Here is a 15954-nt window from a genome sequence, read left to right as displayed (position 1 = left end):
CATCCCGCCTGATCACCCAATAAGGGCGCGCCGCAGGGCGGATATCTTGACTTGGGTCTCGGCGAGTTCCGCCTGAGGATCGCTGTCGGCCACGATGCCCGCCCCGGCCAGGGTGCGATAGGTCCAGAGGCCGTCCCGTCGTTCGAACGACGCCGTGCGGATCAGCACAGAGGCGGTCAGGCCGCCGCCCTCTTCCAGAATGAACAACGAACCGCACCAGGCGCCGCGCGGGGGCTCCAGGTCGGCGATGACCTTCATGGCCTGGTGTTTGGGCGCCCCGGTGATCGAGCCGGGCGGGAAGGTCGCGTCCAGCAGGTCGGCCGGCGTCACCCCCGGCTCGGCTCGACCCACCACGGTCGAGACCAGATGGTGGACGGTCGGATGGCTTTCGACCGCGAACAGCCGCTCGACCGCCACCGAGCCGACGCGCGAGGCGCGGGCCAGGTCGTTGCGCATCAGATCGACGATCATCAGGTTTTCGGCCCGGTCCTTGGCGCTGGCCTGAAGCTCGGCGGCCAGGGCCGCGTCTTGACGCGGATCGGAAGATCGGGCGCGCGTGCCCTTGATCGGCCGCGCTTCAATGCGCCGGGTTTCGCCGTCGAAGGCCAGGAACAGTTCGGGCGAGTTGGACACCAGGGCCCGGTCGCCGATCCGCCAGAAGGCGCCATAGGGCGAGGCCCGCCCCTGTTGCAGCCGCAGGAAGACGTCGAACGGATCGGCCTCGGGCTTCAGCGCGCCGCCCCAGGCGCGGGCGATATTGGCCTGGAATAGTTCACCGGCGGCGATGCGGGCCACGACCTCGGCTACGGCGTCGCGGTAGGCCTGGTCCGGCGCCTCGGCCGTAAAGGTCTCGGCCGGAGCCCCGGGCGTCGCAGGCGTGACCGCCGCCGCTCGCCATTGCGACGCCTGGGCGGCCGCCGCCTCAGCCTGCGCCGCCGTCGCCCCCCGACCGACGGCGCGAACACGCCGCTGATGATGGTCGAAGCTCAGCATCGCCGGATAGCGAGCCAGGATCAGGTCGGGCCAGACCAGAGGCCGCTCGCCGGTCGCCGGTCGCGCGCCGGCGTCATAGGCGGCCAGCCCCACCGTGCCTGCCCCCCAGGCCGGATCGCGCAGGGGATCGAACAGATCGGCCTCGACTTCGCCCAGACGCACCCGGTCGGGCCTTGCCGCCACATGGGACCAGCGGCCGCCCGGCCCGCCGTCAGACAGCAGGACCAGGGCGCCGTCCGCCCCGCCGATCCCGGCCGCGACAGCCAGGGGGTCCGTCCACGGATGATCGCGGACGACCACATGGGTCAGTGCGCCGTTCACGCCGACAGCCGCGCCTCGATCCGGGCGCGCAGGGCCGCGTCGACGCCCAGGGCCTGTTCCAGATAGGCGTCCAGGGATCCATGCCGCGCCTCGACCTCGGCGAAGGCGGCCTCCAGATAGGCGGCCTCCACCCCGAGGAAGGCCACAACCGCGTCGTCGGAGGCGACACGGCCGGTCATCTCGTGCAGACGCCGCGCAATGGCGGGGGCGCGGCCGGCCAGGTCGACGGCCGTGTTAGTCAGCAGATAGTCCTCGACCAGGTCGTCGCGGTGGACGCCCAGCAGATGATGGGTCAGGGCGGCGAGGAAACCGGTCCGGTCCTTGCCCGCCGCGCAGTGGATCAGCACGGGCCGATCCTGATCGCCCAGAGCGTGGAAATAGCGGCCGAAGACGTCGATGTGAGCGGCGTCGAACGGCAGGGTGCGATAGGTCTGGGTCATGAAACGCCGACCCGAATCCGGCGTCAGGTCCGCCGTCTTCAGGAAGGTGATGTGCGGCGCCTCGATCCCGTCGTCGATCCCGCCCTCGATCACCGGGGCGTCGAAGCCGTCATGCCGTCGCGAGGGCTGGTCGCGCCTTTCGCCCGGTCGGCGCAGATCGACCACCGCCCCCAGGCCGAACCCCTTCAGCCGCTCCAGATCGGCGTCGCTGGCCCGGGCGTGATGACCCGAACGCAGCAGGCGGCCGGGACGCACGCGTCGCCCGGCCGCCGTGGCGTAGTCGCCATAGTCGCGGAAATTGTCGATGGCCTCGAAGGCGTGGAGACGGTGACTCATGCCCCCGCTTCTAGCGCGCCGGCAGCAGGCCCGCCATGGCGTCCAAGTAGGCGACGAAGGCGGCGCGGCCTTCCTCGGTCAGACTGGCCTCGGTCAGAGGCTTGCGCCCGATGAAGCTCTTGGTCACGGCGACGAAGCCCGCCTCCTCCAGCTTTCGCAGATGGACCGACAGATTGCCGTCGGTCGTCTGCAATCGGGCCTTCAGCGTATTGAAGTCCGCCGCCTCGGCCCCGGACAGATAGGCCATGATGCCCAGCCGGATCCGCCCGTGGATGACCTCGTCGATGCGGCTGATGTCGAAATCATCCGCCATCAGACGATCTCCGACGGTTCCTGCCGCATCAGTATCAGGCCGGGAACAAAGGCGACGGCGAAGATCATCCCTGCGAAAACCAGATACATGGCCATGTAGCCCGCAAACCAGCCCATGGCCACCGCCCCGACATAGGACCCGAGCCCGGTCAGGGTCATCCAGCGCGTGTTCGTCATAGTCCCGGCAATGATCCAGGCCGAGCCATAGGCCACAAAGACCACGATTGGCATGGCCATCATGGCCGACCAATCGCCACTGTTCAGCCCCCTGGCCATCAGCCCCAGCCATGTGGCGAAGATGCCGTACCCCACGGCCGACCAGGCCGCCCCAACCGCGCGATTGCCCGACGAGTTGAAGCCCGGCTTGCCCTTCATCCGCTGAATCAACACGGCCAAGGCTGCACCGAAGACAAGCCCAGCTCCGATCCAGAGCCAGACCGGCGCCCAGGGGCTCGCGTCGATCACCCCGCTAAGCAGAGCCCATTGCCCTATATTGGCCGCACCGAAAACAACGGCGGCCGTAACGAGGAACGGCCCCGCCAGCAAGGGCGCGTGCCGCCCCTCCTGGGCCAGTGCCCGCATATAGGCGATGTCGTCCTGAATAGTCTGCGTCTCGCGCGTCATGGCACCCTCCTCCTGAAATCCGATGACCACAGGATGCACAATGAACTTTACTATGTAAAGTTCTTTTTCTGAGGCGCTTCCCTCCCCGCGAACGCGGGGAGGAGGCATGCACCGATCACCTGAACGGCGGCTCGTCGAAGGCGCGGAGTTTGCGGGAGTGGAGTTTCGGCCCCTCGTTGCGCATCAGGTCAACCGCCTGGATTCCGATCTGCAAATGCTCAGAAATCGAGCCTTCGTAGAAGCGGTTGGCCTGGCCCGGCAGTTTGATCTCGCCGTGCAACGGCTTGTCCGAGACGCACAACAGGGTGCCGTAAGGGACGCGGAACCGATAGCCCTGGGCCGCGATGGTGGCGCTTTCCATGTCGATGGCGACGGCGCGGCTCTGGTTGAAGCGCAGGGCCGACTTGGAATAGCGCAGCTCCCAGTTCCGGTCGTCGGTGGTGACGACCGTGCCGGTGCGCAGGCGCCGCTTGACCTCGTCGCCGGGCATGCCGCTGACCGACTTGGTCGCATCGTACAGGGCGCGCTGGACCTCGGCGATCGAAGGGATCGGAATGTCCGGCGGCAGGACCGCGTCCAGCACATGGTCGTCGCGCAGATAGGCGTGGGCCAGGACATAGTCGCCGATGGTCTGGCTGGCGCGCAGGCCGCCGCAGTGACCGATCATCAGCCAGACGTGCGGGCGGGTGACGGCGAGGTGGTCGGTGATGGTCTTGGCGTTGGACGGGCCGACGCCGATATTGACCAGGGTCACGCCCTGATGGCCCGGCGCGGTCAGGTGATAGGCCGGCATCTGGTGCTTCTTCCAGGCCGTGTCGCTGATCGCCGCCTCGGGGTTGGCCGTCTCGCGCGTGATGATCACCCCGCCGGCGCAGGACAGGGTCTCGTAGGGCGTGCCCGGCGTCTGAAGCTGTTCGATGGCCCAGCGCACGAACTCGTCGACGTAGCGATTATAGTTGGTGAACAGGACATAGGACTGAACATCGTCCACCGGGGTTCCGGTGTAGTGCCGCAGCCGCGCCAGCGAGAAGTCGGTCCGCAAGCCGTCGAAATGCGACAGAGGGAAGTCGCCGCCCATGTCGAACAGGCCGTCGGCGATCTCGTCGCCGATATGGGCCAGGTCCGTGGTCGGGAACCAGCGCGCCAGGGCGGCCGTCATCGACCGGTCCAGCGCCACCTCCAGCCCGTCGGTCACATAGGGGAAGGGTATCTCCTGGCGTGAGATCCCGACCTCAAAGGTCGCGCCGTATTCCTGTTCCAACAGGCCCAGCTGTTCGGTCAGATAGGGACGGAACAGGTCCGGCCGGGTGACGGTGGTGGCGTAGGTTCCCTGTTTCGACAGCCGGGCGTAGGCGCGCGGCTCCAGGTCCTGTGGGCGATCCCCGTCCCAACGGATGCGAAGTTCGGGATAGGCGAACACCCCTTCGGCGCGTTTCAGCGGGTCGGGCCGCGCGCCGGTGTTGACGAAATCCCGCACGGCGTCGCGCAGATTGGTCACGGATTGGGTGTAGAGGGTTTCGAGGCGGTCCAGCGCCGCCTGTGCTGTCATCTGTTCTGTCATGACTTCCTCTAGCGAAGCTTCTTGGCTTTGGCGAGGCGCCCGGCGGTCAACCTCGATTTCGCTGCGTTGCAGCAATTTATGACAGGCGCATGGTTGCGGTTCGCAACGCGACGGCGCATCTGGCCCGAATGTCCTCTTCCCCCGCGTCAGCCCCCGCCAAGAAGGAGCTCGGCTTCGTCGAGTTCGTCTGCCTAATCGCCCTGATGATGGCGCTGAACGCCCTGGCCATCGACTCCATGCTGCCGGCCCTCCCGCATATCGGCGAAGACCTGGGCGTGGCCAATGAGAACAGCCGCCAATGGGTGGTGACCGCCTATCTGCTCGGCTTCGGCGGGGCCCAGCTGATTTACGGCCCGTTGGCGGACCGGTTCGGACGCAAGTCCGTGCTGATGGTCGGCGTCGGCCTCTATGTGGTGTTCAGCCTGCTGGCGACCCTGGCGCCCTCCTTCGACATGCTGATCCTGGCCCGGATCGGCCAGGGCCTGGGCAGCGCCTGCACCCGCGTGCTGGCCGTCTCCATTGTGCGCGACCGTTACGAAGGCCGCACCATGGCCCGCGTCATGTCCTTCAGCTTCCTGGTTTTCCTGGGCGTGCCCATCCTGGCGCCGTCCATCGGCCAGCTGATCATGCTGGTCGGGCCGTGGCGCTGGATCTTCGCCGGCCTGGGCCTGATCGGCGTCGGCCTGATCGTCTGGGCGGCCCTGCGCCTGCCCGAGACCCTGAAGCCCGAGGATCGGCTGCCGATCCAGGTGAAGCGCCTGACCTCGGCCTACAAGACCGCTCTGACCGACCGCACCGCCATGGGCTACACCCTGGCCATGACGGCTATCACCGGCGCCCTGTTCGGCTTCATCAACTCGTCGCAGCAGATCTTCGCAGACGTCTTCGACGCCGAGGCGGCCTTCCCGGCGATCTTCGCCTTGATCGCCGGCGGCATCGCCGTCGCCTCAATCGTCAATGCGCGGCTGGTGGTGAGGCTGGGGTCGCGGAAGATCTCGCACACCGCCCTGATCGGCTTCACCGGCATTTCGGCGATCCACGCGGTGGTGGCCCTGAGCGGTCACGAGACCATCTGGACCTTTGCGATCCTTCAGACCCTGACCATGTTCTGCTTCGGTCTGATCGCCGGCAATTTCGGCGCCATGGCCATGGAGACCATGGGCCATATCGCCGGCACCGCCGCCTCGATCCAGGGCTTCATCTCCACCATCTTCGGCTCCTTGCTGGGCTTTGCAGTGGGGCAGCAGTTCAACGGCACGACCGTGCCCATGGTGCTGGGCTTCACCGTCTTCGGCCTGATCGCCCTGGCCTGGGTCCTGTTCGCCGAGCGGGGACGTCTGTTCCGGGCCCACCACGCCCCGGCGGCGGCGCACTGAGGCTTTACGGACCCCAGACTTGATCTTTTCGGCTTTTCCGCGCGTTCTCCGGCCAATCCTTAAGGTCAGCCCCGGAAAGCCTCGATGAAGCGCAAAGTCTTCGGTCTCGTCTCCGCCATCGCCCTTGCCTCGGTTCTGGGCGCCTGCTCCGCCACGACCGGAGCCGCGTCCCTGGCGCCGCCCGCCGTCGCCCCGGCTCCGGGTCCGGACGCGGTGGACAGCCACACCTACGCCCGGCCCGAGATCGCCCGCGTCGTCGACGTGGCCCTGGACCTGACCGCCGACTTCAACGCCAAGACCCTGTCGGGCACGGCGACGCTGGACATCCTGGCTGTCCCCGGCGCCAATGAGGTGATCCTGGACATCCGCAACCTGGACATCCAGGACGTGCGCGACGCCTCAGGGCAACCGCTGCGCTATGTCGTCGGCGACAATGACGCCATCAAGGGCCAGCCCCTGACGGTCTATTTCCCGGCCTTCGCCGCCAATGAGCGGCGCAAGATCACCGTCCGCTACTCGACCCGTCCCGACGCGGCGGCCCTGCAATGGCTGTCGCCCAGCCAGACGGCGGGCGGCCAGAAACCCTATCTGTTCAGCCAGGGCCAGGCCATCCTGACCCGCACCTGGGTTCCGACCCAGGACAGCCCCGGCATCCGGCAGACCTATTCGGCCCGCATCACCGCCCCGGCCGACCTGACCGTGGTCATGAGCGCCGACCAGCTGACGCCCAAGGGCGAGGCGGCCGCAAACGGCATGAAGTCTTGGCGCTTCCGGATGGACAATCCGATCCCGCCCTATCTGATCGCCATCGGCGTCGGCGACATCGCCTTCGCCCCCTTCGACGAGCGGACCGGCGTCTGGACCGAGCCCAGCCGCCTGCGCGCCGCCGCCGCCGAGCTGGAGCCGACCGCCGAAATGGTGGACGCGGCCGAGAAGCTGTACGGCCCCTATCGGTGGGGCCGCTACGACCTGCTGGTCCTGCCGCCCAGCTTCCCGTTCGGCGGGATGGAAAACCCCAAACTGACCTTCGCCACCCCGACCATCATCGCCGGGGACCAGTCACTGGTCTCGCTGGTGGCGCACGAACTGGCCCACTCCTGGTCGGGCAATCTGGTCACCAACGCCACCTGGAACGACTTCTGGCTGAACGAGGGCTTCACCACCTATTTCGAGAACCGGATCATGGAGTCGATCTACGGCCATGACCGGGCGGTGCAGGAACAGGTGCTGAGCTGGGACGGGCTGCAGGACGAGCTGAAGTCCCTGGCCCCCGCCGACACCCGCCTGCATCTGGACCTGACCGGCCGCGATCCCGACGACGGCATGAACACCATCGCCTATGACAAGGGTTCGGCCTTCCTGCGCACCATCGAGCGGATCGCCGGGCGCGATAAGTTCGACGCCTGGCTGCGCGGCTATTTCGACCGCAACGCCTATCGGCCGATGACCACGGCCATGTTCCTGGAGGACATCCGCACCCATCTGGTGAGGAGCGACGCCACCCTGGAGTCGCAGTTGCAGTTGGACGCCTGGGTCTATCAGCCCGGCCTGCCGTCCAACGCCGTGGCGCCGGTCTCGAACGCCTTCGCCCCGGTCGATGCGGCCGCCGTGGCCTTCTTCAAGGACAAGGGACCGGCCTCGGCCATTCCCTGGGCGGAGTGGAACACCCAGCAGCGGCAGCGCTTCCTGGGCTGGCGTCCCGACGGCCTGGCGGCGAACGCCGACTGGCTGACCGCCGCCCAGTTGGCCGATCTGGAGCGCACCCTGAACCTGGCGAACGAAGGCAACAGCGAACTCACCTTCGCCTGGCTGCAGATCGCCCTGGCCCATCGCTACCAACCGTCGGTCGCGACGGCCGAGCGGTTCCTGACCAGCCAGGGCCGGCGCAAGTTCGTCATGCCCCTGTTCCAGACCCTGTGGAACGAGGGCGACTGGGGTCGCCCCATCGCCCGCCGCATCTACGCCGAGGCCCGGCCGCTGTATCACCCGGTCACCAGCGGTTCGGTCGATCAGCTGGTGGGCCGACCTTAACCTGTCCGCGCCTCCTCCCCGCGTTGCGGGGAGGAGGCGCGCGAAGCGATGACGGGTTAGAAGGCGCAGCCCCCTTATTCTTTCGTCATTCTCCGGCAAGCCGCGCCTTCGCGGCGCAGACCGGGGAGCCCAGCGGCGCCGAAGGCGATGTGTCCACCGCGGGATGTTTAAAGATCGGGTCCGCGACAGGTTCGCGCTCTCGCGCGCCGCTGGGTTCCCCGGTCTCGCTACGCTCGCCGGAGAATGACGAAAGAAGATACGGACGTCCCTAAAGGTTGATCACGGTCGCGCCGGCCTCGTCCGACAGCCGCTCCGCCAGCACGGCGCGGTGGCACCCGGCGTGGTCGGCCTCGAAGCACAGCAGGGCCACGCGCTTCTCGCCCGCCAGCGCCTTCAGCCGTTCGTATTCCATCTGGGCCTGAGGCTCGGCCAGATGGTCCGCGAAAATGGCGCGCATCTCGGCGACATGCCCCTTGCGGGCCGCGTCCCGCCCAGCCTTGGGCGTGCCGAGGCCGCGCAGATGGAGATAGTCGATCCCCTCGGCCTTCAGGCTTTCGCCCAGAATCGTCTTGGAAAATCCGGCGCGGCGCGAGGCGGCGACCGCGCGAACATCGACCAACAGATCGACCCGGGCCGCCTTCAGCCGATCGATCACCTGCGCCTGGCTCGCGCCTTCGTAGCCTATGGTGAAGACTTGCATGAACCACAGATGGGCGCGCACGCGTCGATCGCCAGCTTGACCGTCAATCGCCGCGTTGCGGCGCGGCGCCCCATCGGCTATCCCGCAACACGGATTTCGACTGGAGCTTTCCCCATGGCTGACCTCGCCCCCGGCGTCGTGACCCTCTTCGGAGGTTCCGGCTTCATCGGATCGCAGGCGGTGCGCGCCCTGGCCCGTCGCGGCTGGCGCATCCGCGTTGCGGTGCGCAACCCGGTTCTGGCCATCGAGGTCCAGCCCCTGGGCGATCCGGGCCAGATCCAGTTCATGCGTTGCGACGTGACCAACGCCGACGACGTGGCGGCCGCCGTGCGCGGCTCGGACGCCGTGGTCAATCTGGTCGGGGTCCTGCACGACGGCGGCGGCAAGCGCGGCTTCAAGAGCGCCCATGTCGAGGCCGCCAAGAACATCGCCCAGGCGTCCAAGGCCGCCGGGGTGGAGCGCGTCGTCCAGATCTCGGCCATCGGCGCCGACGCCAACAGCCGCTCCGCCTACGCCCGCACCAAGGGCGAGGCCGAAAACGAAATTCGCGCCGTCTATCCGGACGCCGTCATCCTGCGTCCGTCCCTGGTGTTCGGCGCCAGCGACGGCTTCCTGAACCGGTTCGCCGCCATGGCGACCTCGTCGCCCGCCCTGCCGCTGATCGGCGGCGGCAAGACCCGGTTCCAACCGGTCTATGTCGCCGACGTGGCCGAGGCTGTGGCGCGCGCCGTCGTCCGCGGCGACGCGGCCGGCCGCACCTACGAACTGGGCGGGCCGGACGTCTACAGCTTCCGCGAAGTGCTGGAGCTGGTGCGTCGCGAGACCGGTCGCGACCGCCTGCTGGCGCCCATCCCCTTCCCTGTCGCCAAGCTGCTGGGTTCGGTGCTTCAGACCGTCAGCCTGATCGGCCTGACCCCGCCCCTGACCCGCGATCAGGTCGTCATGCTGGAGAAGGACAATGTCGTCTCGCCCGGCGCCGCGACCCTGGCCGACCTGGGCCTGACCACGCCGACCGGCATGGAGGCCATCGCCCCCTCCTACCTGTGGCGCTATCGCGACGGCGGCCAGTTCGCCGTCTCGCCCGCCCACTGAGGCTTCGTCCCGTCTGATCTGAGACCCGGCCGTGGAAACGGCCCAACCTAACCTTAGACCCGGCCGTGAAAACGGCCGGGGCGTCTTCGCATTCCGGAACAAATAGTGCACAACTCTCGGATGCCGGCCACGCAAACCCAGTCCCGCCCCGCCCAAGACCCGACGCTGGACGACGCCCGGTCCCTGCTGTCGCGCGTCTGGGGCCATGCCGACTTCCGGGGCCTGCAAAGCCAGGTCGTGGACGAAATCCTGGCCGGGCGCGACGTCCTGGCCGTCCTGCCGACCGGCGGCGGCAAGAGCGTCTGCTATCAGATCCCGGCCATCCTCCGCCCCGGCCTCGGCCTGGTGGTCTCGCCCCTGATCGCCCTGATGACCGACCAGGTCGAGGCTCTGAAGCAGCAGGGCGTCGCCGCCGCCCGGCTGGATTCCGGCGTCTCGCTGGACGAGCGTTCGGCCATCTGGGCCGCGGCCCGGTCCGGCGATCTGGACCTGCTGTATGTCTCGCCGGAAGGCCTTGCGGCCGGCGCCATGATGGACCGGCTGGCCGAGCTGCCGCTGAGCCTGATCGCCATCGACGAGGCCCACTGCGTCTCTCAATGGGGGCACGATTTCCGTCCCGACTATCGCAACCTGGGTCTGCTGGCCGAGCGGTTCCCGAACGTCCCGCGCATCGCCGTCACCGCCACCGCCGACGCCCGCACCCGCGACGACATCCTGCGCTCGCTGCGGCTTGAACAGGCCAAGGTCTTCGTCGACAGTTTCGCCCGCCCGAACCTGCAACTGTCGGCCGAGCGCAAGGAAAGCGCCTCACGCGCCAAGACCGACGCCCGGGTCATCGAACTGGTGCGCGAGCGGCGCGGCAAGCCGGGCGTGGTCTATTGCGGCAGCCGCGACGGCTGCGACCGCGTGGCCCAGGCTCTGCGCGACGCCGGGACCAACGCCATCGCCTATCACGCCGGCATGGACAACAAGGAGCGGGACCGCCGGCTGGAACGGTTCCTGGCCGAGGACGGCGCCGTCATGGTCGCCACCATCGCCTTCGGCATGGGGGTGGACAAGGCCGACGTCCGCTTCGTCATCCACGCCGATCCGCCGGGCAGTCTTGAGGCCTATTGGCAGGAGATCGGCCGGGGCGGCCGTGACGGCGAACCGGCCGAGGGCATCACCCTGTACGGCCCCTCCGACATCGCCTGGACCCTGCGTCGGCTGGACAGCCGCCCGATGGCCGAAGAGGTCAAACAGGTTCAGGTGCGCAAGGCCCGCCAGCTGTTCGCCATGCTGGACGGCGCCGTCTGCCGCGCCCAGGCCGTGCGCCGCTATTTCGGCGAGACCGACGCCGACCCGTGCGGCGTCTGCGACATCTGCGGCGACCCGCCGCTTCTCTACGACGCCACTGTCCCGGCGCAGAAGGCCCTGGCGGCGGTCCAGCGTCTGGGCGGCCGGTTCGGCCGGGGCCGGATCGTCGATCACCTGACCGGCCGCACCAAAACGGTCCAGCCGTGGGAGCAGCAGTTGTCCACCTGGGGCATAGGCGCCGACATCTCGCCCAACGGCTGGCGCGACATCGTCGATCACCTGTTGTTCGAGGGCCTGCTGGTCGAGGATCCGAACGACGGCAAGCCCCTGGTCGGTCTGGGCGACGGCGAGGCCGTGCGCGCCGTCTACAAGGCCGAACGCAAGATCGAGGTCCGCCGCGTGCCCGCAGGCTATGACGTCGGCACGCGCTCGGGCAATCCGCGCAATCGCCGCGACCGCACCGGCGAAGGTCGCAACGCCGCGCTCGAGACCATGGACGCCGACGTCCGCGCCCGGTTCGAGGCCCTGCGGGCCTGGCGCCGCGACCGCGCCTCGGAACAGCACGTCCCGCCCTATGTCATCTTCCAGGACAAGACCCTGCTGGAAATCGCCCACGCCGAACCGGGCGACCTGACCGCCCTGGGCGCCCTGCCCGGCGTCGGCCAGTCGAAACTGGACCGCTACGGCAAGGGGGTGCTGGAGACGTTGGCGAAGGGTCTGGCGTCAGAAGAGGGTCGTCCGTCCGACATCATCGACAAGGCGCGCGATCTGCGCCGGGAGATGAGCTTGCCCGAGGTCCAGCTATGGCAGGCGCTGCGGGGCGAGAAATTGGGCGGGCTGAAGTTCCGCCGCCAGCATCCGATCGCCCCCTATGTGCTCGACTTCTATTGCGCCGGCGCCCGACTGGCGGTCGAGATCGACGGCGAAAGTCATGAAGGGCGAGGCGCTCAAGACGCCCGGCGCGACGCCTTCTTGCTGGAGCAGGGCATACGCACCCTGCGGATTCCGGCCCGCGACGTCCTGAACGACCTGACCGCCGTCACCGACCATATCCATCGCGAGGCCCGCAGCCGCTAAGACCCTCTCCCGCTTGCGGGAGAGGTGGCCCGGCGTTCGCGAAGCGAACCAGGGTCGGAGAGGGGAGTGTCGCTCAAAGGAAGACTTCCCCCATCGTCAGGCGTGTCGCTGCGCGCCACGGCCTGACACTTCCCCCGCAAGCGGGGGAAGGTCGGGGCTCACCCCAAGAACCGCTCCACCGCCGCCTGAAACCGTGCCGGCTGGTCGATCATCACCTGGTGGTCGGCGCCTTCGATGCGGACGAACCGCGCGGGGCGGCGCAGGTTGGAGAAGCCGTAGCGGTACAGGCCCTCCAGCCGGTTACGCGGATTGTTTGTGTCCGGCGTCCAGCCATAGACCACCGTGACCGGGGCGGTGACATCGCGCAGCCGTTGGCGCAGATCGACCGTCAGGGCTTCGTACAGCCCCTGGGCTAGCACCCGCCTGTCGCCGCCCTGCAGGCCCAGGCCGTCGAACACCATGTCGCCGGCAAGCCCGAGGTCCCCGCCCAGGGCCGAAACCTGGCCCTTCAGCGCCTGGTCCCCGAACAGCATCAGGGCCTGATAACCCAGCCGCGCCAGGGGCTCGACCTCGCGGGCGGTGACGCGGGAATCGACCAGGGCCGGAAAGAAGGGCGCGGAGTCGACCACCATCACCCGGCCGATCCGGTCCCGCATGTCCGCCGCGACCCGCAGCGCGATCTGGCCGCCCAGCGAATGGCCGATCAGGGCGGGGCGCGAAAGCCGCTGCTCGCGGATATAGCGTTCGATCTCCAGGGCGGCGGGCGCGGCCAAAGCGCCGCCGGCGTTGGCGCCGATGTCCGTCTGGCCGAAGCCCCGGATGGTGACCAGATGGACCCGATACCGGCCCTCCAACTTGTCCGCCGTCGATCGCCAGGCGGCCCCGGTTGAGCCCAGGCCCGGAATGAAGACGATGTCCGGCCCCGCGCCCCGCGTCTCGACGATGATCCTGTCGGAACGGAAGGCCGGGGCGAGAGACGCCGATACTGGTGTCCGGGCGGCGGCGACGCCGGGCAGGACGACGAACAGGATCGCGAAAAGCGGAGCAAGAAGACGGCGCATGACCCGCTCCTAACGCCCGATCACGGCGATCGGTTGACGGCCGCGACCGTTAGTCATCGCCCCTTGAAGTCCGGCTTGCGCTTGTCGACGAAGGCGGACATGCCCTCCTTCTGGTCTTCGAAGGCGAACAGGGAGTGGAACAGGCGGCGTTCGAAGCGGACGCCTTCGCTCAGGCTGGTCTCCAGCGCGACATTGACCATTTCCTTGTTCATCATCACCGCCAACGGGCTCTGGGCAGCGATCTTGGCGGCGGCGGCGCGGGCTTCGTCCAGCAGGGCCTCGGGGGCGACGACGCGGCTGACCAGGCCGGCGCGCTCGGCCTCGGCCGCATCCATCATCCGGGCGGTCAGGATCATGTCCATGGCCTTGGACTTGCCGACCAGTCGGGTCAGCCGCTGCGAACCGCCGATGCCGGGCGCCACGCCCAGATTGATCTCGGGCTGCCCGAACTTGGCGGTCTCGGAGGCGATGATGAAATCGCACAACATGGCCAGTTCGCAGCCGCCGCCCAGGGCGTAGCCCGACACGGCCGCGATGATCGGCTTGCGGAAACGCGTGATCCGGTCATGGCCCAGGGCGAAGAAATTGCCCTTGAACATGTCTGCGTAGGACTGGTCCGCCATCTCCTTGATGTCGGCGCCGGCGGCGAAGGCCTTGGCCGAGCCGGTCAGGATCAGGCAGCGCACGCTGTCGTCGGTCTCGACCGTATCCAGGAAGGCCGCCAGTTCGCCGAACAGGGTCGAGTTCAGGGCGTTCAGCGCCTCGGGCCGGTTCAGGGTCACGACCGCATAGCCGTCGGCATGGCGTTCAATCAGCAGGGTGGAATAGGCGTCGGCCATGGGCGGTCTCCTCTGTTGACGCCGGTCATAGAGGATCGGCGGCCGTTCGTCATGACGGCCGGTCGCCTCAGCGCTTCTGACAGGACGGGCAATAGAAGGTCGAACGTCCGCCCTGGACGATGCGCGCGACCGTTCCCGTGCAGCCCTCCCCCCGACACGCCTCGCCCTCGCGGCCGTAGACGTCGAACCGGTGCTGGAAATAGCCCTGGCCGCCCTCGGCGTTGGCGAAGTCCTTCAGGGTCGAGCCGCCGGCGGCGATGGCGTCGTTCAACACGTCGCGGACCACCGAAGCCAGGGTCTCCAGCCGCGCCTTCGACAGCGATCCGGCCGCCACCAGGGGCGAGATCCGGGCGCGGTAAAGCGCCTCGCAGACATAGATATTGCCCAGGCCGGCGACGATGCGCTGGTCCAGCAGGGAGACCTTGATGTTCTGTGTCTTGCCGGCGAAGGCCTCGACCAGATGCGCGCCGGAAAAGCCGTTGCCCAGCGGCTCGGGCCCCAGGCCGGCGAACCAGGGATGGGCCTCGACCTGGTCGGTGCGGATCAGGCCCATAAAGCCGAATCGGCGGGCGTCGGCGTAGCCGATGCGGGTCGCGGCGCCGTCGCGCACGGCGCAGCCGCTGAAATGCTCGTGCTTGCCGGCGATGGGCGCCGCCTCCTCGAACTCGCCCAGTTGGCTCCCATCCAGGGTGAAGCGGCCGGTCATGCCCAGATGGGTGATCCAGGTCTCGCCGGTGGACAGGGGCACCAGCAGATATTTGGCGCGGCGATCGACCCGCTCTACCGTCGCCCCGTCAAGCCGCTCGACGAATTGGTCCGGGAACGGAAAACGCAAGTCGGGCCGGTTGATCCGCACCCGCGACAGACGCGCACCCGCCAGCACTGGCGTCAGACCGCGGCGGACGGTTTCGACCTCGGGAAGTTCAGGCATGGGGCGGTCCTAGCCCGTCCCGGAGCGTGCGCCAAGCAGATCGTCCGCCCCCGTCCGGATGTTAGGAAAACATTGTTCGTACCGACGTGGGAACGACACCCCGGCATGTCATTGCCGTCTTGAGCAGTCCGGGGGGAATGTGTCTCAGTCCGTCATCATCCATACGCCGCCTTCGCGCGTCGCACGCCTGCGCGAGTTGGTCCGGTCTATCGGCTTCTCGCGCGACGACGCCGCGATCCTGGCGGCGACAGCCGTTCTGGCGATCAGCGTCTATTTCCTGGTCTTCCCTGGCGTCGACATCGCCGTCAGCCGCCTATTCTATCGACCTGAAGCCGGCTTCTTCCTCGCCGACAATCCCTTGCTGAAGGCGTTACGCAAGAGCTCGACTCTGGTGCTGGCCCTGCTGCTGCTCGGCGTGATCGGACGGCTTGCCTGGCGCGCACTGCGTCGGCGTTCCGTCGGCGCGACCGCGCGGCGGACCGTCTTCGTCCTGGCCGCCCTGACGCTCGGGCCGGGTCTGGTCGTGAACACCCTGCTCAAGGGCCTGTGGGGGCGCCCCCGCCCGGTCCATATCGACCAGTTCGGCGGCGAGGCCGTCTTCACCCCCGTCTGGGTGATCAGCGACGGCTGCCAGTCCAACTGCTCCTTCGTTTCGGGCGAGGGCTCCAGCGCGGCCTGGATGGTCGGGGTGCTGCTGGTGCTGACGCCGGCGAAATGGCGGCCGGTCGTCCTGCCGCTCGGCCTCGTCTACGCCTTCGCCCTGTCGATGAACCGACTGGCCTTCGGCGGGCATTTCCTGTCGGATATCCTGCTGTCCTGGGCCCTGACGGCCCTGGTCATGGTCGGGGTGTACCGGGTCACCGTGGCCTCCCCCGGTCTGGTGCGCCGGGCGCGGCGGCGGTTCCGACAGCTCCAGCCCGTGCCCGCCTGAGCGTTGTCTGGGCGTGACCGGTTGCCGCAGGCG

General features: G+C 68.3%; 14 protein-coding genes and 1 pseudogene. 6 read left to right on the top strand and 9 right to left on the bottom strand.

What is annotated here, in order from left to right:
• Positions 1 to 12: 12 nt before the first annotated feature.
• The 5 genes from ACW170_RS07090 to ACW170_RS07070 form a co-directional block, all read right to left on the bottom strand.
• Positions 13 to 1314, bottom strand: coding sequence for an anthranilate synthase component I family protein (locus ACW170_RS07090; RefSeq protein ID WP_492088941.1), 1302 nt, complete (start codon positions 1312 to 1314; stop codon positions 13 to 15).
• Entirely contained in the window at positions 1311 to 2090 is a 780-nt protein-coding gene (locus tag ACW170_RS07085) for a tyrosine-protein phosphatase (protein WP_492088940.1), read from the bottom strand. The genes ACW170_RS07090 and ACW170_RS07085 overlap by 4 nt, the downstream gene beginning before the upstream one ends.
• 10 nt (positions 2091 to 2100) lie before the next feature.
• Entirely contained in the window at positions 2101 to 2403 is a 303-nt protein-coding gene (locus ACW170_RS07080) for a winged helix-turn-helix domain-containing protein (protein WP_492088939.1), read from the bottom strand.
• Positions 2403 to 3026 (bottom strand): hypothetical protein, encoded by a 624-nt coding sequence (locus tag ACW170_RS07075; RefSeq protein WP_492088938.1) that lies wholly within the window; start codon positions 3024 to 3026, stop codon positions 2403 to 2405. Before ACW170_RS07075 ends, ACW170_RS07080 begins: the two co-directional genes overlap by 1 nt.
• Positions 3027 to 3141: 115 nt before the next feature.
• Positions 3142 to 4587 carry an AMP nucleosidase gene (locus ACW170_RS07070; protein ID WP_492088937.1) on the bottom strand — a complete coding sequence of 482 codons (1446 nt, stop codon included), beginning with the start codon at positions 4585 to 4587 and terminating at the stop codon, positions 3142 to 3144.
• Positions 4588 to 4715: 128 nt separating this feature from the next.
• Between ACW170_RS07070 and ACW170_RS07065 the strand changes: the two genes are divergently transcribed.
• On the top strand, positions 4716 to 5963 hold the full coding sequence (locus ACW170_RS07065; RefSeq protein ID WP_492088936.1) for a multidrug effflux MFS transporter: 1248 nt from the start codon (positions 4716 to 4718) through the stop codon (positions 5961 to 5963).
• An 84-nt stretch (positions 5964 to 6047) separates the two neighbouring features.
• Complete coding sequence (locus tag ACW170_RS07060; protein ID WP_492088935.1) at positions 6048 to 7994, top strand: M1 family metallopeptidase; 1947 nt, start codon at positions 6048 to 6050, stop codon at positions 7992 to 7994.
• A gap of 268 nt (positions 7995 to 8262) precedes the next feature.
• On the opposite strand, the gene ACW170_RS07055 is transcribed toward ACW170_RS07060, so the two are convergent.
• On the bottom strand, positions 8263 to 8694 hold the full coding sequence (locus ACW170_RS07055; RefSeq protein WP_492089151.1) for a DUF488 domain-containing protein: 432 nt from the start codon (positions 8692 to 8694) through the stop codon (positions 8263 to 8265).
• A gap of 114 nt (positions 8695 to 8808) precedes the next feature.
• On the opposite strand from ACW170_RS07055, the gene ACW170_RS07050 reads away from it, so the two are divergent.
• The 3 genes and pseudogenes from ACW170_RS07050 to ACW170_RS07040 all read left to right on the top strand — a co-directional run bounded on the left by ACW170_RS07050 (position 8809) and on the right by ACW170_RS07040 (position 12159).
• Positions 8809 to 9786, top strand: coding sequence for a complex I NDUFA9 subunit family protein (locus tag ACW170_RS07050; RefSeq protein ID WP_492088934.1), 978 nt, complete (start codon positions 8809 to 8811; stop codon positions 9784 to 9786).
• Positions 9787 to 9906: 120 nt separating this feature from the next.
• Positions 9907 to 11790: pseudogene (recQ, locus tag ACW170_RS07045) on the top strand (DNA helicase RecQ); the annotation flags it as partial.
• Positions 11791 to 11862: 72 nt separating this feature from the next.
• Entirely contained in the window at positions 11863 to 12159 is a 297-nt protein-coding gene (locus tag ACW170_RS07040) for an endonuclease domain-containing protein (protein WP_492043850.1), read from the top strand.
• A 158-nt stretch (positions 12160 to 12317) separates the two neighbouring features.
• On the opposite strand, the gene ACW170_RS07035 is transcribed toward ACW170_RS07040, so the two are convergent.
• From ACW170_RS07035 to mutM, 3 genes are all read right to left on the bottom strand, one after another.
• Entirely contained in the window at positions 12318 to 13220 is a 903-nt protein-coding gene (locus tag ACW170_RS07035; RefSeq protein WP_492088933.1) for an alpha/beta fold hydrolase, read from the bottom strand.
• 53 nt (positions 13221 to 13273) lie between these two features.
• A complete protein-coding gene (locus ACW170_RS07030) occupies positions 13274 to 14059 on the bottom strand; it encodes an enoyl-CoA hydratase (RefSeq protein WP_492088932.1) in 786 nt (261 codons plus the stop codon).
• 67 nt (positions 14060 to 14126) lie between these two features.
• Positions 14127 to 14990 (bottom strand): bifunctional DNA-formamidopyrimidine glycosylase/DNA-(apurinic or apyrimidinic site) lyase, encoded by an 864-nt coding sequence (gene mutM / locus ACW170_RS07025; RefSeq protein ID WP_492088931.1) that lies wholly within the window; start codon positions 14988 to 14990, stop codon positions 14127 to 14129.
• Between the two features lie 139 nt (positions 14991 to 15129).
• On the opposite strand from mutM, the gene ACW170_RS07020 reads away from it, so the two are divergent.
• On the top strand, positions 15130 to 15921 hold the full coding sequence (locus ACW170_RS07020; RefSeq protein WP_492088930.1) for a phosphatase PAP2 family protein: 792 nt from the start codon (positions 15130 to 15132) through the stop codon (positions 15919 to 15921).
• Positions 15922 to 15954 lie beyond the last annotated feature (33 nt).

It is taken from the genome of Brevundimonas sp. FV2ps16 (assembly GCF_058681075.1).
The sequence above is the reverse complement of the archived record's forward strand: the minus strand, read 5'-3'. Positions and strand labels throughout refer to the sequence as shown.

Coding starts and splice junctions, on each gene's coding strand:
- ACW170_RS07085 (WP_492088940.1), bottom strand. CDS start 2,090: ATGAGTCACCGTCTCCACGCCTTCGAGGCCATCGACAATTTCCGCGAC.
- ACW170_RS07080 (WP_492088939.1), bottom strand. CDS start 2,403: ATGGCGGATGATTTCGACATCAGCCGCATCGACGAGGTCATCCACGGG.
- ACW170_RS07075 (WP_492088938.1), bottom strand. CDS start 3,026: ATGACGCGCGAGACGCAGACTATTCAGGACGACATCGCCTATATGCGG.
- ACW170_RS07070 (WP_492088937.1), bottom strand. CDS start 4,587: ATGACAGAACAGATGACAGCACAGGCGGCGCTGGACCGCCTCGAAACC.
- ACW170_RS07065 (WP_492088936.1), top strand. CDS start 4,716: ATGTCCTCTTCCCCCGCGTCAGCCCCCGCCAAGAAGGAGCTCGGCTTC.
- ACW170_RS07060 (WP_492088935.1), top strand. CDS start 6,048: ATGAAGCGCAAAGTCTTCGGTCTCGTCTCCGCCATCGCCCTTGCCTCG.
- ACW170_RS07055 (WP_492089151.1), bottom strand. CDS start 8,694: ATGCAAGTCTTCACCATAGGCTACGAAGGCGCGAGCCAGGCGCAGGTG.
- ACW170_RS07050 (WP_492088934.1), top strand. CDS start 8,809: ATGGCTGACCTCGCCCCCGGCGTCGTGACCCTCTTCGGAGGTTCCGGC.
- ACW170_RS07040 (WP_492043850.1), top strand. CDS start 11,863: ATGAGCTTGCCCGAGGTCCAGCTATGGCAGGCGCTGCGGGGCGAGAAA.
- ACW170_RS07035 (WP_492088933.1), bottom strand. CDS start 13,220: ATGCGCCGTCTTCTTGCTCCGCTTTTCGCGATCCTGTTCGTCGTCCTG.
- ACW170_RS07030 (WP_492088932.1), bottom strand. CDS start 14,059: ATGGCCGACGCCTATTCCACCCTGCTGATTGAACGCCATGCCGACGGC.
- mutM (WP_492088931.1), bottom strand. CDS start 14,990: ATGCCTGAACTTCCCGAGGTCGAAACCGTCCGCCGCGGTCTGACGCCA.